19 protein-coding genes and 1 tRNA gene are annotated in these 22051 nt (G+C 59.1%); 1 reads left to right on the forward strand and 19 read right to left on the reverse strand.

Features of this window, described 5'->3' with window-relative positions:
• Nucleotides 1-74: 74 nt before the first annotated feature.
• The 15 genes from ABY948_RS04360 to ABY948_RS04430 all read right to left on the reverse strand — a co-directional run bounded on the left by ABY948_RS04360 (nt 75) and on the right by ABY948_RS04430 (nt 16445).
• Nucleotides 75-512 (reverse strand): response regulator, encoded by a 438-nt coding sequence (locus tag ABY948_RS04360; RefSeq protein ID WP_461481291.1) that lies wholly within the window; start codon nt 510-512, stop codon nt 75-77.
• Nucleotides 484-1665 carry a sensor histidine kinase gene (locus tag ABY948_RS04365; RefSeq protein WP_461481292.1) on the reverse strand — a complete coding sequence of 394 codons (1182 nt, stop codon included), beginning with the start codon at nt 1663-1665 and terminating at the stop codon, nt 484-486. Before ABY948_RS04365 ends, ABY948_RS04360 begins: the two co-directional genes overlap by 29 nt.
• Complete coding sequence (locus ABY948_RS04370) at nt 1662-5186, reverse strand: response regulator (RefSeq protein WP_461481293.1); 3525 nt, start codon at nt 5184-5186, stop codon at nt 1662-1664. Before ABY948_RS04370 ends, ABY948_RS04365 begins: the two co-directional genes overlap by 4 nt.
• A gap of 1 nt (nt 5187) precedes the next feature.
• Nucleotides 5188-5778, reverse strand: a complete 591-nt coding sequence (locus tag ABY948_RS04375; RefSeq protein WP_461481294.1) for a chemotaxis protein CheB — start codon at nt 5776-5778, stop codon at nt 5188-5190.
• Nucleotides 5759-6628, reverse strand: a complete 870-nt coding sequence (locus tag ABY948_RS04380) for a CheR family methyltransferase (RefSeq protein WP_461481295.1) — start codon at nt 6626-6628, stop codon at nt 5759-5761. Before ABY948_RS04380 ends, ABY948_RS04375 begins: the two co-directional genes overlap by 20 nt.
• Before the next feature lie 70 nt (nt 6629-6698).
• Nucleotides 6699-8480, reverse strand: a complete 1782-nt coding sequence (locus ABY948_RS04385; protein ID WP_461481296.1) for a putative bifunctional diguanylate cyclase/phosphodiesterase — start codon at nt 8478-8480, stop codon at nt 6699-6701.
• A gap of 25 nt (nt 8481-8505) precedes the next feature.
• Nucleotides 8506-8943, reverse strand: coding sequence for a response regulator (locus ABY948_RS04390; protein ID WP_461481297.1), 438 nt, complete (start codon nt 8941-8943; stop codon nt 8506-8508).
• Nucleotides 8915-10498, reverse strand: a complete 1584-nt coding sequence (locus ABY948_RS04395; RefSeq protein ID WP_461481298.1) for an ATP-binding protein — start codon at nt 10496-10498, stop codon at nt 8915-8917. Before ABY948_RS04395 ends, ABY948_RS04390 begins: the two co-directional genes overlap by 29 nt.
• Nucleotides 10495-11034, reverse strand: coding sequence for a YfiR family protein (locus ABY948_RS04400; RefSeq protein ID WP_461481299.1), 540 nt, complete (start codon nt 11032-11034; stop codon nt 10495-10497). Before ABY948_RS04400 ends, ABY948_RS04395 begins: the two co-directional genes overlap by 4 nt.
• Nucleotides 11034-12998 (reverse strand): TonB-dependent receptor plug domain-containing protein, encoded by a 1965-nt coding sequence (locus ABY948_RS04405; protein ID WP_461481300.1) that lies wholly within the window; start codon nt 12996-12998, stop codon nt 11034-11036. The genes ABY948_RS04400 and ABY948_RS04405 overlap by 1 nt, the downstream gene beginning before the upstream one ends.
• Before the next feature lie 343 nt (nt 12999-13341).
• Nucleotides 13342-13602 carry a phage integrase N-terminal SAM-like domain-containing protein gene (locus tag ABY948_RS04410; RefSeq protein WP_461481301.1) on the reverse strand — a complete coding sequence of 87 codons (261 nt, stop codon included), beginning with the start codon at nt 13600-13602 and terminating at the stop codon, nt 13342-13344.
• Nucleotides 13603-13650: 48 nt separating this feature from the next.
• A complete protein-coding gene (locus ABY948_RS04415) occupies nt 13651-14286 on the reverse strand; it encodes a glutathione S-transferase family protein (protein ID WP_461481302.1) in 636 nt (211 codons plus the stop codon).
• 143 nt (nt 14287-14429) lie between these two features.
• On the reverse strand, nt 14430-15140 hold the full coding sequence (locus tag ABY948_RS04420; protein ID WP_461481303.1) for a 16S rRNA (uracil(1498)-N(3))-methyltransferase: 711 nt from the start codon (nt 15138-15140) through the stop codon (nt 14430-14432).
• 27 nt (nt 15141-15167) lie between these two features.
• Nucleotides 15168-15244 (reverse strand) — tRNA-Arg (locus ABY948_RS04425).
• A gap of 166 nt (nt 15245-15410) precedes the next feature.
• On the reverse strand, nt 15411-16445 hold the full coding sequence (locus ABY948_RS04430) for an HD-GYP domain-containing protein (RefSeq protein WP_461481304.1): 1035 nt from the start codon (nt 16443-16445) through the stop codon (nt 15411-15413).
• 248 nt (nt 16446-16693) lie between these two features.
• On the opposite strand from ABY948_RS04430, the gene ABY948_RS04435 reads away from it, so the two are divergent.
• Nucleotides 16694-17467 carry a methyltransferase domain-containing protein gene (locus tag ABY948_RS04435; RefSeq protein ID WP_461481305.1) on the forward strand — a complete coding sequence of 258 codons (774 nt, stop codon included), beginning with the start codon at nt 16694-16696 and terminating at the stop codon, nt 17465-17467.
• Here the strand turns inward: ABY948_RS04435 and ABY948_RS04440 are convergent.
• The 4 genes from ABY948_RS04440 to ABY948_RS04455 all read right to left on the reverse strand — a co-directional run.
• Nucleotides 17464-17949 carry a J domain-containing protein gene (locus tag ABY948_RS04440; protein WP_461481306.1) on the reverse strand — a complete coding sequence of 162 codons (486 nt, stop codon included), beginning with the start codon at nt 17947-17949 and terminating at the stop codon, nt 17464-17466. The two genes, ABY948_RS04435 and ABY948_RS04440, sit on opposite strands and share 4 nt — an antisense overlap.
• Before the next feature lie 66 nt (nt 17950-18015).
• Entirely contained in the window at nt 18016-19344 is a 1329-nt protein-coding gene (gene trhP / locus ABY948_RS04445; protein WP_461481307.1) for a prephenate-dependent tRNA uridine(34) hydroxylase TrhP, read from the reverse strand.
• Between the two features lie 137 nt (nt 19345-19481).
• Nucleotides 19482-20702 carry a polyhydroxyalkanoate depolymerase gene (gene phaZ / locus ABY948_RS04450; RefSeq protein WP_461481308.1) on the reverse strand — a complete coding sequence of 407 codons (1221 nt, stop codon included), beginning with the start codon at nt 20700-20702 and terminating at the stop codon, nt 19482-19484.
• A gap of 164 nt (nt 20703-20866) precedes the next feature.
• On the reverse strand, nt 20867-22051 hold a 1185-nt coding region (locus ABY948_RS04455; RefSeq protein WP_461481309.1), incomplete at its 5' end, for an aconitase family protein.

A 22051-nucleotide genomic window follows, 5' to 3' on the forward strand; every position in this document is an offset into this window, starting at 1 on the left:
CCATGTCCTCGATAACCAGTGCGCGCAGGGGCTTGTTGTCGGCGTCCATCTCTCATCACCTTCCTTGATTCTTTTCAATCCAGTACGGGTTCATTCAACAGCAACCAGTACAATCCCAGCTGTGTTACCGCCTCCAGAAACTCATTGAAATCGACGGGTTTGCGCACGTAGCTGTTGGCACCCAGACTGTAGCCGTTGATCAGATCCCGCTCCTCCCTGGAGGAGGTGACGATCACCACCGGCAGCAGGCGGGTGCGTGCATCGGCGCGGATTTCCCGCAACACCTCCAGGCCGTCCTTGCGCGGCAACTTCAGATCCAGCAGCACCACGGCAGGTAATTCCGGTGGCGCACCTCCGCTGTAGGGCCCGGTGCCAAACAGGTAGTCCAGCGCTTTGACACCGTCGTCGGCGAGGATCACCTCGTTGCGCAAATTGCTTTTGCGAAAGGCCCGCAGGGCGAGTTGCTGATCGTCGGGGTTGTCTTCAACCAGCAAGATCGGTTTGGTATTCATGTGGGGATTCCCTCTGTAATGCTTGCTCCAATGACGCCTGTTGCGGCGGGTTCACCGGCAGGGTGAAATAAAACACCGAGCCCTTGTCCACTTCGGAGTCCGCCCACACCCGGCCGCCGTGGCGGCTGACGATGCGCTTCACGGTGGCGAGTCCTATGCCGGTGCCGGGAAACTCGGTCTGGTCGTGCAGCCGCTGAAAGGCGCCGAACAGTTTGCCGGCGTAGTTCATGTCAAAACCCACACCTTGGTCCAGGACAAAAAAAACGGCCTCGCCATTCTCGGCGCGCATACCGAATTCGATATGGGTTTGTTCCCGCGTGCTGGAATATTTCCAGGCATTGCCGAGCAGATTGCGCAGGGCAATCTGTATCAACTGTGGATCACAGGGTGCCTTGAGCCCCGCCGCAATCCGGATATCCACACACCGTTTCGGCTCGTCCTCACGGAGTTCATTCAGGATAGTCGATGCCAGCTCGCTGAGGTCAACTTCCTGTATCTTGAGTTCGGTTCGGCTCACCCGGGACAGCTTGAGCAGGTCGTCGATCAGCATGCCCATGCGCTGGGCACCGCCGCGCACCCGCGCGAGGTAGTCGCGACCGGTGTCGTCGAGACGGTCGTTGTAGTCTTCCAGCAATGCCTGGCTGAAGCCGTCGATGGCCCGCAGCGGTGTGCGCAGGTCGTGGGAGACGGAGTAACTGAACGCCTCCAGTTCTGCGTTAATCTGCATCAGTTCCAGGGTTCGCTGACGCAGTTCCTGTTCGTGCTGGTACATGTCGATAAACAATTTGACCTTGTTGAGCAGGATTTCCGGCTCAAAGGGCTTGACGATGTAGCTGAAGGCGCCCTTTTCGTAGCCGTGGAAGATATTGATGTGTTCGGTGTAGATGGCGGAGATGAAAATAAACGGCATATGGGCGGTTTTTTCTTCCTGGCGCAGCAGCTCGGCCAGCTCGTAACCGTCCATTTCGGGCATCTGGATGTCCAGCAGGGCCAGGGCGAAGTCGTGGTGCAGGGTCAGTTTCAACGCATCGTTGCCGCTGCTCGCTTCAAACAGCTCCACCGGCATATCCTGCAGCAGACGGCGCAGCGCCAGCAGGTTGGCCGGTTTGTCGTCGACCATCAGTATTTTGGGCTTCTGGAGCAGTGGCTTCATTTGCGCATCCATATTCTCATCAATGAAAACAGCCGCTCGACATCCACCGGTTTGGCGATGTAGTCGTTGGCGCCGGCATCGATACATTTTTGCCGGTCGTCCTTCATCGCCTTGGCGGTCAGCGCCACGATGGGCAGGTCCCGAAACTGTTCCTGTTGGCGGATTTTGCGCATGCATTCATAGCCGTCCATTTCCGGCATCATGATATCCATCAGCACAAAGTCCATCCCGGGGTTTTCAGCCAGGGCGTCGAGGGCGACACGGCCATTATCGGCCTTGGTCACCTTCATGCCACGCTCAGACAGTACCTTGCCCAGGGCGAACACATTGCGCATATCGTCGTCGACCAGCAGAATCTGCTTGCTCTGGAGCTGGGCTTCCTTGTCATACAGGGCGGTAATGATGTTCTGTTTCTGCTGGGGCAGATTGCTCAGGGTGCGATGCAGGAACAGCGCGGTTTCGTCCAGCAGGCGCTCCTCACTCTTCACGCCCTTGATAATGATGGTTTCAGCATACTGTTGCAGTTCCTCGTTTTCCTGGCGGCTGAGTTCCCTGCCGGTGTAGATGATGACGGGCGGTACCTTGCCGCCCTCACTGCTGCTGTTACCCACATTCTTTTCCAGTTGCCTGAGCAGTTCGAAGCCACTCATATCGGGCAGGCCGATGTCCAGCACGACACAGTCGATCACCTGGCTGCCCAGGATATCCAGAGCCTCCTGGGCGGTGCTGGCTTCAATACACTGCACGTCGCCGTTGCCGACCAGCCGGACGATGGCCTTGCGTTGCGCTGCGTTATCTTCGGCGATCAACAGGTTTTTCATCTTGCGGTTGATAAAATCTTCCATGCGGGCAAAGGCGGCGTCGAGTTGCGGTTTGTTGATCGGTTTGGTCAGATAATCGACCGCGCCGCATTTGATGGCATCCAGTTGTTTTTCCTCGGCGCTCATAATGTGCACCGGAATATGCCGCAGCTGCGGGTCGCTTTTCAGTTCCTTGAGCACCAGGTTGCCGTCGATACCCGGCAGCATCAGGTCCAGGATGATGGCATGGGGGTGGAAGCGGGCCGCCAGCGCCAGGCCGTCCTCACCGGTTGCCGCGTTGAGGTGTTTGAAGCCCTTGGCTTTGGCCTGCGCCGCCAGCACCCGGGCAAAATCGTCGTCATCCTCGATAATCAGGATAATGTGGTCATTCGGGCCGATGGCCTCCCGCTGGTCCGGGATGCTGGGGTAGTCCAGGTAGCGCTGATGGTCCGGTTGCGCGGCGGCCTGTTTGGCCGGCGCCGGTTCAGGTTCGACAGCGGGGTTTGCATCGATACTTTCCGGAATCCACAGGGTGAAGGTGGCGCCGGCGCCTTCTTCGCTGTCAATGGTAATGGTGCCGCCGAGCAGTTTTGCCAGATCGCGGCAGATGGACAGCCCCAGGCCGGTGCCGCCATATTTGCGGGCGTTGCCGCTTTCCAGTTGCAGGAAGGCTTCAAAGACCAGCGCCTGTTTGTCCTTGGGGATACCGATGCCGCTATCGGTCACGGCAATGGCAAGCTGGCCGCCGGATTCGCGCCGGAAGCGGACCTTGACGGCGCCCTGCTCGGTAAATTTCAGCGCGTTGGCGATCAGGTTGCGCAGGATTTGCTCAAGCCGTTGTTTATCGGTGCGTATCGTCGCCGGTGCCTGCTCGTCGATGGCCGTTTCCAGCTTCAATCCTTTCCCCGTCGCCTGGCGGCTGAAGGTGCTCCTGATATCTCCGGCGAGATCGGCAAGGGCGACATGGGTGACATTGAGACTCATCTTGCCGGCTTCGATTTTCGATAGGTCGAGAATGTCGTTGATCAGGCTCAGCAGATCGTGGCCGCTGCGGCTGATCACCTGGGCGCTTTCCACCTGGTCTGCGCTGAGGTTGTTGCCGGCGTTGCGGGCCAGATCGTTGGCCAGAATCAATAAACTGTTCAGCGGCGTGCGCAGTTCGTGGCTCATATTGGCCAGAAATTCGCTTTTGTATTTGCTGCTGATTTCCAGCTCCCGGGTCTTGAATTCCAGGTTGCCCCTGGCCGCCTCCAGCTCGCTGTTTTTCTGCGAAACGGCCTGGGACTGCTCCTCCAGCTCTTCATTGGCCGCTTGCAGCTCTTCCTGCTGCTCGCGCAATTGTTGGGTTTGCTCCTCCAGCTCCTCATTGCTTTGCTCCAGCTCTTCCTGCTGCTGTTGCAGTTCTTCGCTCTGGCGCTGGGTCTCCTCCAGCAGCTCCTGGATTTTCTTGCGGGCAATCGCCGAATTCAGGGCAATGCCGATGGCTTCCAGGTTGGATTGGACAAACTCCTGCGCGGTGGAGTCAAAACCATCCAGCTTGCCCAGTTCCAGCACGGCCAGCACGTAGCCCCCGACCACGATGGGCACCACATAAATACTGCGCGGCGGGGTGTCCAGCAGGGACGACTGCACGCGGATATAGCGTTCATCCAGCTCCTCCAGCAGGATGGGCTTTTGATCGGCCGCGGCCTGGCCGATCAGACCTTCCCCGGGCTTGAAGGTGGTTTTGCCCGCCATGCCGCCGTAGGCGTAACGGCCCAGCAGCCCATAGTCCGCGCTGTTCTCACTCAACAGGTACAGGGAACCGATGCTGGCTTCGCTATAGGTGGCGAGAAACGTGATAATGCCGGTAGCCAGTTCGGTGATACCCTGATCGCCGCGCATGATCTGGTTGAGGCGGTTCTGGCCGTTGGTGAGCCAGGCGTGTTTCTCCGTCTCCCGGGTTTTGGCCTTGAGCGAATCGCGCATATCGGTCAGGGCACTGCCCAGCATTTCCACTTCCTGCGCCCCTTGCAGGTCAACACGCGTGTCGAGATCTCCGGCGGCGATATTGTTGGCAACGGTGACGGCAGCGGATATTGGGCGACTGATAGCGCGCGCCACCAGCAGCGACAGTGCAATGCTGACCGACAGCCCTATCATCAGCAATGCCCATTCCGTAATGCGTAACAAAGAGATTTCATCACGCACCTCGCTGACATCACCTTGTAGCAGCACATCCTGATCATTGAGCATTGCAGCGAGCAAGCCGCGTATTTCAATGGCTAAAGGCGAAGTTTTATTGCTCAACAAGGCAATGGCGGCTTCCCTGTCCGAGATCGCCACGGTTTTAACCTCGGCATGAGCAGTTTCCAGCTGATCGAGCAATAGCTCCACCCTACTCAACCTGAGTGCATTTTCAGGATTGGTCAAACGCGTGGAAAGCTGCTGCAGGCGCTCGAGCGGTACTCTGATCTCCTCTGCCCAGGCCTTTCGGAACTCTTCATCAAGACTGTCGTCCCCAAGCATAACCCTGCCGCGCAAGGTGGCAACCGCATGATTGAGGCCGTTCATCACTTCGAGGAGAGTCTTGGCGACAGGCTGGCGCAAACTGATCAGGCGCTCGGCGGTGTCACTGGTACTTCGCACCTGCCAGAGGGTGACCAGTACCGCGGATGCCAGCAGTACCACCATCAGGGCGTAACCGAGGCCGACTTTTTTGCCCAGCGTATTAATCCTCATTTCATATCCTCTCTTGCCGATGGTGGTGAATTTGCAGTAACAGGGCGGTGATCTGCTCCGGTGCCAGCACCCGGTGCGGCCGGGCCGCCAGGATTGCCGCCCGGGGCATGGCGGGCGCCGCCGCCGTGGCCGGGTCCTGCACGATAGCGAGACCGCCCCTGTCCTTGATATGGCGCAATCCCTTCGCGCCATCGGAGTTGGCTCCGGTCAACACCAGGCCGATCAGCCCGGCGCCATAGGTCTCCGCCGCGGTTTCAAACAGCACGTCGATAGCCGGTCTCGCGTAGTTCACCCGCTCATCCACCGTCAGGCTAAAGGTGCGGTCTGGCTCGACCAGCAGGTGGTAATTGGCGGGGGCCAAATACACCCTGGCCGGCTCGATGGGCTCCTTCTCATTGGCTTCCCTGACTTCAATTTCACAAACACGGTTTAGCAGCTCGGCCAGGGCGCCTTCCGCGGTCGGCGCCGTATGCTGCACGGCAATGACCGGCAGCGAAAAGTCCCTCGGCAGCGCTGTGAGTAATAATTTCAGCATCTGCATTCCTCCAAAGGAGGCGCCCAGCACCACGGCCTCATAGTTGCGAATAGTCATATCTTTTCTTGTATATTTTCTGTTGCCTGTCAACCTCCGAATACAACTCCCTGTGGTCGGTCAGGACCAGGCTTTCTTTTTTGCCCAGGCACAGAATGCCCCCGTTAGTCAGTGAACGGTGGAACAAGCCATGCACGTGATTTTGTAATTGCCGGTTGAAATAAATCAGCACATTGCGGCAGATCACCATCTGTACCTCGGCAAAATCGCTGTCGGTCACCAGGTTGTGTTGGGCCCAGAGAATGTTTCTTTTCAGGGCGGGATCCATGATGGCCGAGTCGTATTTGGCGTGGTAGTAATCGGCAAAGGAGGCACATGCCCCGGTGCTCTGGTAGTTGCGTGCGTAGGTTTTCATGTGGTCGGCGGGGAAGATGCCTTCCCTGGCTCGCGCCAGGGCGTGGGGGTTGAAATCGGTGGCGTAGATTTGCACCCGGTCGCTGAGCCCTTCTTCCCTGAGCAAAATGGCCATGGAGTAGACCTCTTCGCCGGTGCTGCAGCCGGCATGCCAGATCTTGATGTAGGACCAGGTCTTGAGCAGCGGGATGACTTTGGCGCGCACCGCCAGGTAAAACTCAGGATCGCGAAACATTTCGGTGACGTTGATACTGAGATCCTGCAGCAGCTGGGAGGCAAAGTGGGCGTCCTGCAATACCTGCTGTTGCAGCAGGCCGAGGTTGTCCAGGTTGGCAAGCCGCAAGCGGTGCAGCAGCCGGCGTTTGACGTGCGCCCGTGAATAGGCGCGGAAGTCATAGCCGTATTTTTCGTAAACGGCGGACAACAGCCGGTCGATTTCCCCGTCGGAAACGGTAGCCGGCTCCGCGCGTTGCGGGTCATCACGATAGGATGTCATGTGTGTGTTCACTGGCTATTTCACTCCCCAGGGGTCTGTCAGCGACGGTTTGATGATCCTCTCTAGCCGGTTATAGGTGCCCCGCAGTGTTTGTCCTGTCTGACGTGCTCTGGTGGTGCCGGTCGCCATCGGTGTGAGGGCTGCCAAGCCAGCGGTGCAGCATCGGTTCCAACTGTTCGGCGGGCATGGGCCGGGACAGGTAGTAGCCCTGGACAAAGTCGCAGCCCTCCCGGCGCAGGAAGTCGTACTGCTCGCGGGTTTCGATGCCCTCGGCAATGACCTTCATGCTCAACTTCTTGCACATGGCGATGACGGCGCCGGTAATGGCGGCGTCATCCTGGTCATCGGGAATGTCCTTGATGAAGGCGCGGTCGATTTTCAGGCTGTCCACTTTGAAATATTTCAGGTAGCTGAGGCTGGAATAGCCGGTGCCGAAGTCATCCAGGGAGACCTTGACGCCGATGGCCTGTAATTTGCGCAGGGTGAGCAAGGCGGTTTCCAGATCGCGCATCATGCTGCTCTCGGTCACCTCGATCTCCAGCAGGCGGGGCTCGAGCCCGGTCTCGGTGAGGGCGTTCATGACCAGTTCGAGGATGTTGCCCTCGTGGAACTGGCGGGCCGAGACATTCACTGCCATGGACAACTCCGGCAGGCCTGCCTGCTGCCACCGCTTCGCCTGGGCGCAGGCCCTCCTGAGGACCCACTCGCCCAAGGGGACAATCAGGCCGGTTTCCTCGGCCAGGGGGATAAAGCAATCAGGGGAGACGAGCCCCTGGGGGCGGCGCCAGCGGACCAGCGCTTCCACACCGGTAATCTTGCCGCTGCGCAATTCCACCTGTGGCTGGTAGTGGAGGGTGAATTCCTGTTTTTCCAGGGCCTGGCGCATGTCCCTTTCCAGGGCCAGGCGCTCTTCCAGTTGCACCGCCATGTGCTGGGCGTAGAACAGGCAGCGGTTGCCGCCTTCGTCCTTGGCGCGGTAGGTGGCGATATCGGCGTTGCGCAGCAGCAGCTCGGCCTGTTCCGCATCCTGGGGGAACAGGGCGACGCCGATACTGGCATTGATGTGCATCGTGCAGCCGTGGATATCGAAGGGTTCTTCGAGGGTGGCCAGCAGGTTTTGTATGCGAGCGGTGACGGCGGTCTCGTCACCGGAGTCTGGAATCAGGATGGCAAATTCATCCGCCGCGAGCCGCGCGACGACGCTGTCGACCCCGGTGCAGCGGCCCAGTCGGCCGGCCGTCTCGATCAACAGTAGATTGCCGGCCTCGTAGCCCAGGCTGTCGTTGACTTTCTTGAAGCGATCCAGGTCGATGTGCGCCACCGCCAGGGACTGACCCAGCTGCCGGGCATGCTGGAGACTCTGTTCCAGCCGGTTCAGGAACAGCAGGCGGTTGGGCAGCCGGGTCAGGCGGTCGTAGTGGATCAGGAAACGCAGGCGTTTTTCCGCCTTGCGGCGCTCCCTGCGATTGATCGCCTCCTCCAGTTCCCGCTGCACCGCCGGGGCCAGCCGTTTCAGGTTGCCCTTGATGATGTAGTCCTGGGCGCCGGCGCGCATCGCCTCCACGGCGGTATCCTCGCCAATGGTGCCGGAAACGAAAATAAAGGGCACGTCCGGGTTGTGCCGGCGCACGATCTCGAGCGCCTGCAGGCCGTTCATTTTCGGCATGGTAAAGTCGCAAAAGACGATGTCCCACTCCTCATTGACGAGCAGCTCGCTGAGGACGTCGGGGCAGTCCACCCGGGTGTGAACGGGCAGGTAACCACTCCGCCTCAATTCGTGCAGCAACAGCAGGACGTCGTCTTCCACATCCTCGACGACGAGTGCCCGCAGGGGGATTTTGTCAGCGTCCATTTCCGCTACCTCCTGGCCTTTGGCCTCAGCCCAGTGCAGATTCGTTGAGGATCAGCCAGTAGAGTCCCAACTGCTGGACCGCATTGACGAATTCGTTGAAATCGACCGGTTTGCGCACGTAGCTGTTGGCGCCCAGGCTGTAGCCGTTGACCAGATCCTGCTCCTCCCTGGAGGAGGTGACGATCACCACCGGCAGCAGACGGGTGCGCTCACTGGCGCGAATTTCCCGCAATACCTCCAGCCCGTCCTTGCGCGGCAGCTTCAGATCCAGCAGCACCACGGCGGGTAATTCCGGTGACGCACCTCCGCTGTATGGCCCGGTGCCGAACAGGTAATCGAGCGCCTCCACCCCGTCGCTGGCAATGACGACTTCATTGCCCAGGTTGCTTTTGCGAAAGGCCCGCAGGGCGAGTTGCTGATCGTCGGGGTTGTCTTCAACCAGCAAGATTGGTCTGTTGTTCATGGTGTTCTTCCTTTTGCCAATTTGCCTCGGCCGGCACAGTGGCCGGCAGCGTAAAATAGAAAGTGGCACCCTTGTCCAGGGCGGCTTCTGTCCACACCCGGCCACCGTGGCGGCTGATGATGCGCTTCACGGTGGCGAGTCCTATGCCGGTGCCGGGAAACTCGCTCTGGTCGTGCAGTCGCTGGAAGGCGCCGAACAGTTTGCCGGCGTAGTCCATGTCAAAACCCACGCCATTGTCCTGGACGAAAAACCCGACCTCGCCATTCTGGGCGCGCATGCCGAATTCGATATGAGCTTGTTCGCGCGTACCGGAATATTTCCAGGCGTTGCTGAGCAGGTTTTGCAGGGCAATCTGTATCAGTTGTGGATCACAGGGTGCCTTGAGTCCCGACGTGATCCGGATATCCACGCGCCGTTCCGGCTCGCCCTCGCGGAGTTCATTCAGGATAGTCGTTGCCAGTTCACTGAGGTCAACTTCCTGTATCTTGAGTTCGGCTCGGCTCACCCGGGAAAGCTTGAGCAGGTCGTCGATCAGCATGCCCATGCGCTGGGCACCGCCGCGCACCCGCGCCAGGTAGTCGCGACCGGTGTCATCGAGATTGTCGGTGTAATCCTCGAGCAGAGCCTGGCTGAAGCCGTCGATGGCCCGCAGCGGTGCGCGCAGGTCGTGGGAGACGGAATAGCTGAATGCCTCCAGTTCCTTGTTGGCGTTTTCCAGTTGCAGGGTGCGTTCCCTGACCCGCTGCTCCAGCACCGTGTTCAATTGCAAGACCTGCTGTTGTGTTTCCCGCAGGGCCTTTTCTGCCTCGGTGCGCTCTTTCACCTGGTCGGCCAGCTCCAGGTTGAAGTTCTCCAACTCCAGGTTGCGCTGTTCCACTTCTGCCAACATGGCATTGATGGCGTCCACCAATCGGCCGATTTCGTCATCGGTGGTTTTTTCCGCGCGCAGCGAATAGTCGTTATCCTTCACTACCCGGTGGGCCATGCCACTGATGGCCAGAATGGGCCGGGTGACACTGGCCTGCAGCCAGAGCGATAACAGGATGGCCGCAAGCAGTGCCAGGGCGAAGCTGGCAAGGGCAATCCCCAGGTTGCCGAGCAGTTTTTCGTAGAGTTGGTAATGGACCTGCAGGTACACCGTACCGAGGATTTCGTTGTTGGCGACGATGCGCTTGAACAGCACGATGTTGCTGCCCTCAACCCGGTTGCCGTCTATTTCGGGAATGGTGGGCAAGTCGCCGGGGCTGGTGTTATCCCTGCTGTAGGAGGCGAACAGTGCGCCGCGGGCGTTGTAAATGGCGGCGGCACGCACTTTGGGTTGCTCCACCAGCAGGGCGAGGTAGTCGGCGGCGGCCTGGGGGTCGTCGAATTGCAGGGCCGGTGTGTTGGCGCGGCCCAACAGGGCGGCCTGGGCGGTCAGCTCGTTGATCAGGTTGTTGCGATAATTTTGCAGGTTATATGCCACCATGCTGCAGCCGGAGATCAACAGTGCGACCACGGTGGTCACCAGGATGGTGGCAACAAACTTTTGCCGTACCGAGCGCACTTTCTTCATAGGGGCACCCCTGTTTGCACCCTGCGTGCCACGGACAGCAGCAGGGAACTGAGTTTGAGGCCCGCCTGCTCAGCCCGGTCCCGGGCGATATCAAAGCGCACCCGGTCGTTGACCACGACAAAGTTGATCATGCCTGTGGCCGCCGGGTGTTCGTTCTCCGTGACGGTCAGAATGGGCAGTTTGGTCGATACCGCGGTATGGCGCTGTCCGGCGCCCTTGCCGCCGATAAACAGCACATGCACCCCTTCCAGGCTATCGTCGGGGCGCAGCTGGCGAACGATTACAGCGCGACCGTTGATCTGGCGGTCCATAACGGCCAGTTGCAATTCACCCGCCAGGCTGTCGGCGCCCATGACAGCGATGACCAGAGGTGCCTCTGCGCTGCTGAAGGTGTCCCGGGGCCATTCGATGTAGTTGCAGAACTTGAACAGAAAGGCCGCCTTGACCCTGGTTTCGAGATTGTCGGTTGCCGCCAGGGCCGCGGTGCAGGGCAGCAACAGTAGCCATGCCAGCAACATTCTCGCGGTCGCAGTCATCAGAAACTCCACCTCAAACCGAGGAAAATGCTGCGCGAAATCTCGCTGCGGGACGGGTACGCACCGAATTCCGGGTGCCGCTGGTCGAGCAGGTTGCGGCCCATCAGTGACAGCTCCACACCGGGTTCGAGTCGCCAGCCAATGCGCATGTCCAGCGCCACATAGGCGGGAACTTCCGGTTCCGGCAACTCTCCCACCCGCCGGACCATCAGGTCAAAGTCCACATCCTGGCGCAGGTCCAGCTGCGAGCGCACTTGCCATTGGTGGGAGGGGTCGTTGCCCTCGGAATGGCCACCGTTAATGTCGGCGCTGCCGGACTTCAGGTGGAGGCGATCCTTCAGTGCCGTAAAGCCGGCGTAGATGCGCCAATTATCCGTTACCTGGTAGTTACCCCAGGTTTCGATACCGCTGTAGGAGCCCTCCAGACCATTGTCGATCACCAGGGTGCCACTGGTCGCGGGTTCCACGGTGCGCAGGCGGTCGTAATCGGTATGGAAGACGGTGATGGACCAGGATGATTGCGCGGAGGGCAGGGCGCGATAGCCCGCCTCGTAGCTGACCGCCGTTTCGGCATCGAAATCCGCTCCGCCGGCCAGTAGATAGGGCGGTTGCCCGGGAACAAAAAAGTCCCGGTCGATGCGGGAGGGGGTGCGCACCGAGCGGGATATCGCCCCCCACAGCAACTGTTCGCTGCCGGGGGTCCAGGCCAGCCTGGCGGCCGGCATGAATTCGCTGCCGGTGTAGTCATTGTGTTCGACCCGACCGCTGAGGGTCAGCCGCAGGTTATCGCGCAGGTTGATCTCATCCTGGCCGTACAGCGACAGCCAGTCGAGGTTCTCCCGGGCAGGGAGAAACGCCAGGGTGTCACTGTTGTGGATCCGGTCCCGTGAATAGCGGTAGTCCAGCCCCCATTGCAGGTGGTGGTGGCGGTGAGGCTTCAGGTTGTAGAGGAATTCGAGCTGACTGGTGTTCAGGTGTTCGACAAATACGCCCGGGTAATCGCGCATGCTGTAGTCGTGGTAGGCGCTCAGGGTGAAGCCGGCACCCTCGGCCAGGTCCCTGTGGAAGCGCGTCAACAGGTTGGCGCCCTCGATCTTTCGGGAACCCGGCAGTGGCTGATCCAGCTCGCCCCGATAGGCATCGCCCTGGAACTGCAGGCTGTCCCCGGGGGTATCCCAGTCGAGGCGAAAGCCGGCCTGATGGCGCCCCCAGCCGTCCTCCACCGCGTCGCCATTGGCGCGTTCCGTCTCCTGTTGGTCGAGCAGCTTGGCGTAAACCCGGTAATGGCCACTGTCACCCACTGCGCCGCCGTGGCGGGAAGCCAGTATTTGCTCGCGATTGCCGCCGCCGGCACTGAGCAGGTTGCCCTGGCTGTCGGCGGCGTGGCGTGTGATGACATTGATGACCCCATTGACTGCGTTGGTGCCCCAGAGCGCGGCGGCGGGGCCGCTGATCACTTCGATGCGTTCAATGTCTTCCAGCAGCAGGTCCTGGGCATCCCAGAATACCCCTGAGAACAGCGGGGTATAAACAATACGGCCATCGATCAGCACCTGCAGTTTGTTGCTGGTGGTGCCGTTAAAACCGCGTGCGCTGATGGCGTACTGGCCGCCGCTCACCTGGGCCACCAGCAGGTTGGGGGCCAGTCGTAGGGCCTCGGGCAGGCTGTTGGCGCCGTAGCGGCGAATATCATTGGCGGTGATGACGAATACCGAGGCGGGCGCTTTGGAGAGGCTGCCGGTTTTTTTGGCCACGGAGGTAATTTCGATATTGGCCAGTTCTTCGAGGCTGAGTTCGGTGAGGGATCTGACGGGGGGAGAGGGCTGCAGGCTGAGGCCAGTTGACGGCAGTGCGGCGAGGAGCAGCAGGCAACGGCAAGCCAGCGCGGCGGGCGCGGTCCCCGAACTCAGCCTATTCCGCTCTTGGCATCCACTGCCCCGGTGTGCCAGCCGTCTGCGGAACATACAACCTCCCTGTCGGTGTCGCCTGTGCGTAAGGAAAACCCTGTTCGTCCCACACTCTGTGTCCGGCGAAAAGGGAAATAATAACTAGCCATGGCATATCAAGAAGTTAGTTAGAAGAGTAGTACAGAAACCTCAAGTGTGCCCTGGACGATAGGCGGGTTTTTATGACCGGCGGTTTCGCAGCACTAAACGGGACAGGACGCCCCTGCGGCCACCCCACCGGGTCAGTAGGTCACTGTGACCACAATGGTGTCGGAATAGCTGCCCTGCGGCGTTTGAACACCCGGATATCTTTGAATTCAGGCGGAACCAGACTCTCACCACCAAGCATTTGTCGGTCCAATTACAGCGGGGCATTCAGAGCCGTCCTTGGGGCGGAAGGGGCGACATTGTGGCGACCTGCCAAGTACTCGGGGAAAGCAACAAGATGAGTCTCATCCAAGTTCTGTGGCTGCCGACGGTTGTGGCAGAAAATAAAAACCAAAAGCCAGTAAATACCGGTTTCCCCTGTTGGTTTACTGTAAAACCCCGTCTTCAAATGCTCGCGAGTAGACTGAATAACGGCGATGCCGTAACACCTCCTTGTGCTGCAATGGGATGGCAATAAAAAACCCGGCCCATAGGCCGGGGGTTCAGCGGAAGGTTCGCTGTGTCAGGCCTTGGCGCTGGGTCTCGCGGAGACGTCCTCGTACCAGCGCAGACTGTTGGTGTTTTCCCTGGGGATGGTGATATCCACCCACTTGGCAAAATCGACGGCGCACAGGGCGGTAATATCCACCATGGTAAAGCGGTCCCCGGCGATGAACTGGTTGCCTTCCAGGAATTTTTCCAGCCAGTAAAAGAAGCGATCCAGGGTCTTGGTACCGCGCTCTATCAGCCCTTCAATGGCTGGCAGGTCGCCGACCCCCGGCAGGCTGCGGTAGCAGAAATTCTCGTTGCTGGCCTGGTTGCGGAATACCTCCGAGGTGGCGATCATGCCGTCGAATTCCATTTTTCGTTGCAGGCATTCTATCTGGCCGCGTTCAACCGGCGTGGTGCCCAGCAGGGGCGGTTCGGGGTAGAGCTCTTCCAGGTAGCGACAGATGGCCATGGTTTCATCAAAGCGGGTGCCGTCATCCAGTTCCAATACCGGTAAAAGGCCTCTGGGATTGACCGCCAGAAATGCGTCCCCGAGGTTTTCCCCGCCGATGATGTCAATTTCCACTTTCGGAATATCCAGGCCCTTTTCGGCGATGAACATCCTGGCCCGCCTTGGATTGGGGGCTACGGCACAGTCGTAAAGCTTCATGGGTTACTCCCTCTCGTTATTGTGATGGTATTCGGTCGAGTCGGAATTTTTGACCGAGCAGTTTAGAAAAGCACAATAACGACAATGGTATGTTCGCGCAACTGTTTAACTCGCTATCCAGTCTGTGGGTGTAACATCATGTTTTAAGGGAATATTCTGGCCAAAATAGCTGGGATGGCAGTTTCAACCCGCAGGATACGTTCCCCCAGGGTGACGGACTGAAACCCCGTTGCCTGCAACCTGTCCACCTCATAGTCGATAAAGCCGCCCTCCGGGCCAATCGCCAGTGTCACCGGTCCGCTGGCGCCGGTGGGACAGGGAATCCCCCCGTAGGGGTGGGCGACCAGCGCCAGTCCAGCAGCGGCGATGGCGGGCAATTTGTCCTCAACAAAGGGCTTAAAGCGCGTCTCCAGGTGAACCTCCGGCAGGATCGTGTCGCCACCCTGCTCCAAACCGAGTATCAATTGCTCGCGAATGGCGGGGAGGGTCAGGCAGGGGCTTTGCCAATAGCTTTTTTCCACCCGCCAGCTGTTGACCAGGTAGAGTTGTTTGACGCCCATGGTGGCAATCGTTTGCAGGATGCGGCGGAGCATTTTGGGGCGCGGCAGGGCCAGCACGAGGGTCACTGGCAGGGGCAGGGGTGGATTGCAGATCAGGGAGACTTCCAGCTCTGCCGTCTGATCGGATAAGGACAGCAGCGTCGCGGTGCCTTTCCGGCCATTGAGCAGGCCCGCCTTGAGCGTATCGCCGGCCCGGATTTGGTGGACTTGCTGCAGGTGCTTGAGCCGCCTGCCGGTCAACACAACCCGGTTGTCGGAGCTAAAGTCACCGGGCTCAAGTAGCAGCAGGTTCATGGCAGGCGTCGAACAGGTTGTTAAAAATGGCGCCCCGGAGAGGATTTGAACCTCTGACCTGCCCCTTAGGAGGGGGCTGCGCTATCCAGCTGTGCCACCGGGGCGGAGTGTGGGTAACTGGCCGAGCATTGTATTGGTGTTGTTATGACCCCGCAAGGCAATGGGCGAGGATTGGCGCGAAAGGATGCCCTTTCGCCGTCAATCGCAGCTTGGTGAGCGCGTTGTTATTTGGGTTGTTTAGCCGCCAGAGCCGCTCAGCGAGAGGTCCGGTTACCCCCATATCTCCTGCTCATAGAAAGGTGTGGGGTTGTACTCTTTGCCAGAGAACTTGCCTGACTTGACCAGTTCACCACAGGTCTTCAGGACATCCGGATGGTATTTCTGCCGAACCTCTTCCATGATGTTAACGGCCTCCTCAAAACTATAGGCCTTGCGATAGGGGCGCACCCCTGCAATGGCCTCAAGGGAGTCGGCGGCATGAACCACCGCTGCTTCCAGCGGGATATCATCCCCGACGAGGCCGTGGGGATAACCTGAACCATCCCAGCATTCATGATGCAGCAGCACAATGTCGGTGGATACTTTGTCCAGGCCAATATCCGCTAACATCCGGTGGCCGATTTCCGGATGTTTGGTGATAAATGACCACTCATGGGCGGCCAGCTTCCCCGGCTTGGTGAGGATCTCAATGGGAATCGCACTTTTCCCGACATCGTGGAGACCGGCGCCCATTTCGATGGCCTCCATGGTCGCCTTGGGCAGGCCGAGCGCCGCAGCAATTTCAAGGGCAATAAGTGTGGTTCGACTCATGTGGCCGATGGTATAGGGGTCGCGCACTTCAATGGCCCTGATCAATGCCCTCGATATATTGTGCAGATGGTGAATCTGGGCATTTTTCAGATTGATAATATCGGTGTTGTCGACGAATCCCGCGAGCCGATAAACGGTGCCGCTGGAGGTGAAAACACAGGGGGTGATACTGACATGTTTAACCTCGGCGGATTTGGTCAATAAGTCCAATCTGTAGGTACTCGAGAAGTTGGTAGAAAGTTTGTGTTGTAGCTGGGCGCGGTCTTTAAAAGCCACCAGCTTGGTGACATCAATACCCGATAGCTCTTTGCGTGAGTAACCGATAAGATCGGCGAATCTTTCGTTCGCGGCGAGCAGCTGCCCGTTCCGGGTAAGCACGAAAGCGGTATCCAGAAAGGAGAGCGCGTCAACGACACTGTCTGCTCCGCCAGCTTCCAATAATTTTGCTAAAAAAAGTCTGATGTTTTGGTCGGGATTGAATGTCGGGGGTGCCATGCGACGCGTCCTGCTCCGTCCCTGTGTCCGGTCAATATAGCAGATCCGTATAAATACCCTCAATCTAGTTATGGTTATTTGGCGGCTGGCCAGATTGCGACAGGGGGATTTTTCCGGGCAAAATCCGACGTTAGTATATTGCCGGTCGGGATCGGGAGGATTCCCTGGCCGGTCAAGCTGATTCAAAAAAGGGTGCCCTTTCGGTGCCGGCGCTTTTCAGAAAATTCGCCCAACTAGGTAAAGGGGTTATGAACACAGACAGAAACTTTGATGATCTGGCGGAGCGTTTTCAGCGCAAGGTCTACGGTGGCCGGAAAGGCGAGATCCGCCTGGCGGTGCTGTGGCGGGACCTGGAAGAGCTGGTGCCGGCAATCCATGGGGAGCGGCCGCTACGGGTACTGGATATCGGTGCGGGTTTGGGGCAGCTGGCGATCCGCCTGGCGGCACTGGGCCATCAGGTGGTGGTCAACGATATTTCTGCAGAAATGCTGAACATGGCCCGGCAGGCCGCCGGGGAGGTGGGGGTGTCTGAGCAGATCGCCTGGCACCAGGGCCCGTTTCAGGAATTGATCGATCGGGAACTGGGCCAGTTCGACCTGGTTCTGTGCCATGCGGTGGTGGAATGGCTGGCGCAACCGGAGCAGTTGCTGCCGGCGCTGAAGGACTTTCTGTCCGAAGCGGGAATATTGTCGTTCACCTACTACAACCGCCACGCCCTGGAATACCGCAACCTGATTCGCGGCAACTTCAACCTGCTGAAAAGGGAAACTTTTGTGCCGGACCCCGGCAGCCTGACGCCGGGCAATCCGTTGTATCCGCAACAGGTACTCGACTGGGTGGAGGAACAGAAGTTGGCGGTGCTTGGCACCAGCGGTATCAGGGTGTTTTCCGACTATGTCACCACCCAGCGGGGTGGCAATGGGGTGCCGGAATCCGTGGTGGAGATGGAGCTGGCCTATTCGCGCCGCGAACCCTATCTGTGGTTGGGGCGTTACATCCACCTGCTGCTGGGCAATTGCTAGCCGTGCCGTTTCAGCAGTAAATCCCTGGCAGTGTTGAGCTGCGAGGCCAGATAATCATTGCCGCCCCGGTCCGGGTGGACTTTCTGTATCAGTCGTTTGTGGGCCCGGATAATATCTTCCCGGCTGGCCCCCGGTTTTAACCCCAGCAGTTGCCAGGCTTCGTGCTCGGTGAGCCCCCGATCTTGATCGGGGCGCGGTTGATCGGCGGGAATGTGATGTTTCTTGAGCCAGACTTGTAGAAAAGGCAACGCTCGCAACAGCAGTCCGAGCAGACCCTTGAGCACCGGCAGGGCGGCGGTGATGGCCACAACAATCCAATGCACCCGACCGCTGGCCACCAGCAGCAGCACCAGTCCCAGCAGGGTAAAAAAAGCACCCCGCAACAGTGTCTTGCGTTGTTTTTCAGGGGGTTGTTGCCGCAGTTTCTGCCAGGCCACATACGCCAGTGGGCCCAAGGCTAACAGCAGGATAAGTCTCGCCACGGTGTTTGATCCCAGTCTATTTGGGCAGTCTAACAGCAACGGGCCATAACGGCCCGTGGCGCGGGATTACATATAGCGCATCAGCATGGCATAGCCGCCATCTTCCGGCAGCGGCAGGTCGGCGGGCATGGGAATGCGTACCACGTGACCGGAGCCGGGGGCGGCTTCCATCTTCACGCCGTCGCGGTTTTCCAGGGCTTCGAGATTAAAGGTCATATTGCCCGCGGGGGTAATCAGTTCCAGGGTATCGCCCATTTCAAAACGGTTTTTTACTTCCACGGTGAACCAGCCCTTGTCGCGCTCGACGCCGCAGATCTCGCCGACAAACTGTTGGTTGGGGTTGGTGGAGACCCCCTGTTGGTAGTTCTGGTACTCCTGGGGCACATGGCGGCGGTAGAAGCCTTCGGTGTAACCGCGATTGGCCAGGTGATCCAGTTCCACCATCAGGTTCATGTCGAAGGGCTTGCCCGCCAGGGCCTGATCGATGGCGCGGCGGTAAACCTGGGCAGTGCGGGCCACGTAGTAGTGGGACTTGGTGCGCCCCTCGATTTTCAGGGAGTGAATCCCCATGTTGACCAGCCGCTCCACATGTTGCACCGCGCGCAGGTCCTTGGAGTTCATGATGTAGGTGCCGTGCTCGTCCTCGAAGGCGGGCATCAGCTCGCCGGGGCGGCCCTGTTCCTCCAGCAGCATCATCGGCGCCACTTCATCGTGGTTGTCCGGGGCCTTTTCCGGTTCCCAGGTTTTGGTGGGGATGATGTCACCGGTTTCGGTTTGCCTGGCTTCGTGGGCGTCGTACTTCCAGCGGCAGGCGTTGGTGCAGGCACCCTGATTGGAATCCCGGTGGTTCATGTAGCCGGACAGCAGGCAGCGGCCGGAATAGGCGATACAGAGTGCGCCGTGGACAAACACCTCCAGTTCCATCTCCGGCACCTGTTGGCGAATGTCTTCGACCTCATCCAGGCTCAGTTCCCGGGACAGGATGGTGCGCACGATACCCTGGGTGTGCCAGAACTTCACGGTGGCGTAGTTCACCGCATTGGCCTGCACCGACAGGTGGATGGGCATGTCGGGCCACTTTTCCCGCACCATCATGATCAGGCCGGGGTCGGACATGATCAAGGCATCCGGTTTCATGGCGATCACGTCTTCCATGTCGCGCAGGTAACTGCGCACCTTGTCGTTGTGGGGCGAGATATTGCTGGCGATGTAGAACTGCTTGCCCTGGCCGTGGGCCTCGGCAATGGCGCCCGCCATCACATCCAGGTGATTGAACTCATTGTTGCGCACCCGCAGGCTGTAGCGCGGTTGGCCGGCGTAAACCGCATCGGCACCGTAGGCAAGGGCATAGCGCATATTCTTGAGTGTTCCCGCCGGGGAAAGCAGCTCGCTCATAGTGATCACCTGAATGGAAGGCCGGCAATTCTACATGGTTGTACAGGATTTATACAGATATCGGCAGTGGCTAGGGCAAGACAGTCCAATAAAAAGGCCGACTAAATAGTCGGCCTTTCCGTACACGGGTGTGGCGATCAATTATGGGTGTCAATCCAGTCCTTGATCAGTGGCGCCACAAACTCCCGGTATTTGCTGCCGTTAAAGATACCGTAGTGTCCGACGTCCATCTGCACATGGTGTTTCTTCAGCTTTTTGGGCAGCTTGTCGCACAGGTGGAGGGCCGCTTCGGTCTGGCCGAGGCTGATCATGTCATCTTTTTCACCCTCGAGGGTGAAGATGGCGACATCCTTGATGTCGCTGCAGCTGATGGTTTCACCCTGGAAGGTCATGGTGCCCTTGGGCAGTTTCTGGTCGAGGAAAATGCGCTCCATGGTTTCCATGTAGTAGTCCGCATCCATGTCCATCACCGCCATATACTCGTCGTAGAAGTCGCGGTGGCGGTCGGCGTCCTCGACGTTGCCGTGGCTGATGTCCTTGAAGAACTGGATGTGTTTCTGGACGTGGGATTTCATGTTCATGGACATGAAGCCACCCAGCTGCAGCATGCCCGGATAGACTTTCCGCCCGGCGCCCTCATAACGGGTGGGCACCCGGTGGATGGCCACGCGTTTCAACAGTTTGGCGGACATCTTGTCCACTTTTTTGGTGAACTCATTGGGATTGACCCGGATGTCGATGGGCCCGGCCATCATGGTCAGGGTCCTGGGCCTGGCCGGATTGTTGTGCTTGCTCATATGGGCCACGGCCGTCAAACCGGGCACGGAAGCCTGGCAGATGGCAAACATATGGCTGCCGGGACCCATGTATTCCATAAACTCGATCAGGTATTCCACGTATTCCTCGAAGCCGAACTTGCCCTCCGACAGCGGTACGTCGCGGGCGTCGAGCCAGTCGGTGACGTAGACCTCGTAAGTGTCCAGAAACTCCCTGAAGGTCTCGCGGGAAAGGGTGGCGTGGTGGCCGGAAAGGGCGGCTACACAGAGCAGCTTGGGGGCATCCTCTGGCAGCCCTTCGCGGCGGAAGCGCAGCAGATGGCAAAAGGGCTTGTCGAGTACCACGTCTTCCCGCACGGGATGTTCGACGCCGTCGATCACCACCGGCTCGTATTCAAAACCCTGCTTGGGGTAGTGTTTCAGCAGGCGGATGGTGGATTCGAGAAAGGCCTTGCGCACGCGGCCGAGGCGGGTTTTGGAAAGGGGGTTTTTCTCGTGCGCGACAATGTCATGGGCCAGGTCGAGCGCCGTATTGAGGGGGGCGAGGGACTGGCGGTACAAATCGTATAAATGGTATTGCATAAAGAGTACACCTGTCGAAATCGGGATGTCCTGACAGAACGAGGTCAGTTTATGCACAGGCAATTAGAATAGGCAACCTAAAACGCTGGGCAAAAAAGGGTGCCGGCAGCGGGCGAAAAAAACCCCGCATCAGCGGGGTTTTTCATGGACTTCACGCAAACGGATCAGGCGACATTGACGATCTGTTCAGCGGCGATCAGTTTGCCCTCATCGGCAGCTTTCTGGTAAGAGGCGATCTGGTCGAAATTCATGTAGCGATAGATCTCGCTGGACATGGAATCGAGCTTGCTCGCATATTCCATATATTCCGCCGGGGTGGGCAAGCGACCGAGGATACCGCCCACCGAGGCCAGCTCGGCGGACGTCAGGTACACATTGGCACCATCGCCGAGACGGTTGGGGAAGTTCCGGGTGGAGGTGGACAGCACGGTGGTGCCGGAATTCACCCGGGCCTGGTTGCCCATACACAGGGAGCAACCGGGCATTTCAGTGCGTGCACCGACTTTGCCGTAAATGTTGTAGTAGCCCTCTTCCATCAGGGTGTGGGCATCCATACGGGTCGGCGGGCAGATCCAGAAGCGGGTGTTGATACTGGTGGCTTCGTTGAGCAGCTTGCCGGCGGCGCGGAAGTGGCCGATGTTGGTCATACAGGAACCGATGAATACTTCATCGACCTTGTCGCCAGCGACTTCGGACAACAGGCGGGCGTCGTCCGGGTCGTTCGGGCAGCAGACAATCGGCTCGTTGATGTCATTCAGGTCGATTTCGACCACCGCGGCGTACTCGGCATCGGCGTCGGCCTGCATCAGGGACGGATTGGCCAGCCATTCTTCCATCTTGCGCACGCGGCGTTCCAGGGTGCGCACGTCGCCGTAGCCCTCGGAGATCATCCAGCGCAGCAGGGTGATATTGGAGTTCAGGTACTCGGCCACGTAGGCTTCGCTCAGCTTGATGGTACAACCGGCAGCGGAGCGCTCGGCGGAGGCGTCGGACAGCTCAAACGCCTGTTCCACGGTGAGGCTGTCGAGGCCTTCGATTTCCAGCACGCGACCGGAGAAGAAGTTCTTCTTGCCTTTCTTCTCCACGGTCAGCAGGCCCTGCTTGATACCGTAGTAGGGAATCGCATGGACCAGGTCACGCAGGGTGATACCGGGCTTCATTTTGCCCTTGAAGCGCACCAGTACCGATTCCGGCATATCCAGCGGCATCACGCCGGTGGCGGCCGCAAAGGCCACCAGGCCGGAACCGCCGGGGAAAGAGATGCCCATTGGGAAACGGGTGTGGGAGTCGCCGCCGGTGCCGACGGTGTCGGGCAGCAGCATACGGTTCAGCCAGCTGTGGATAATGCC

It is taken from the genome of Porticoccus sp. (assembly GCF_041592135.1).
Lineage (GTDB): Bacteria > Pseudomonadota > Gammaproteobacteria > Pseudomonadales > Porticoccaceae > Porticoccus.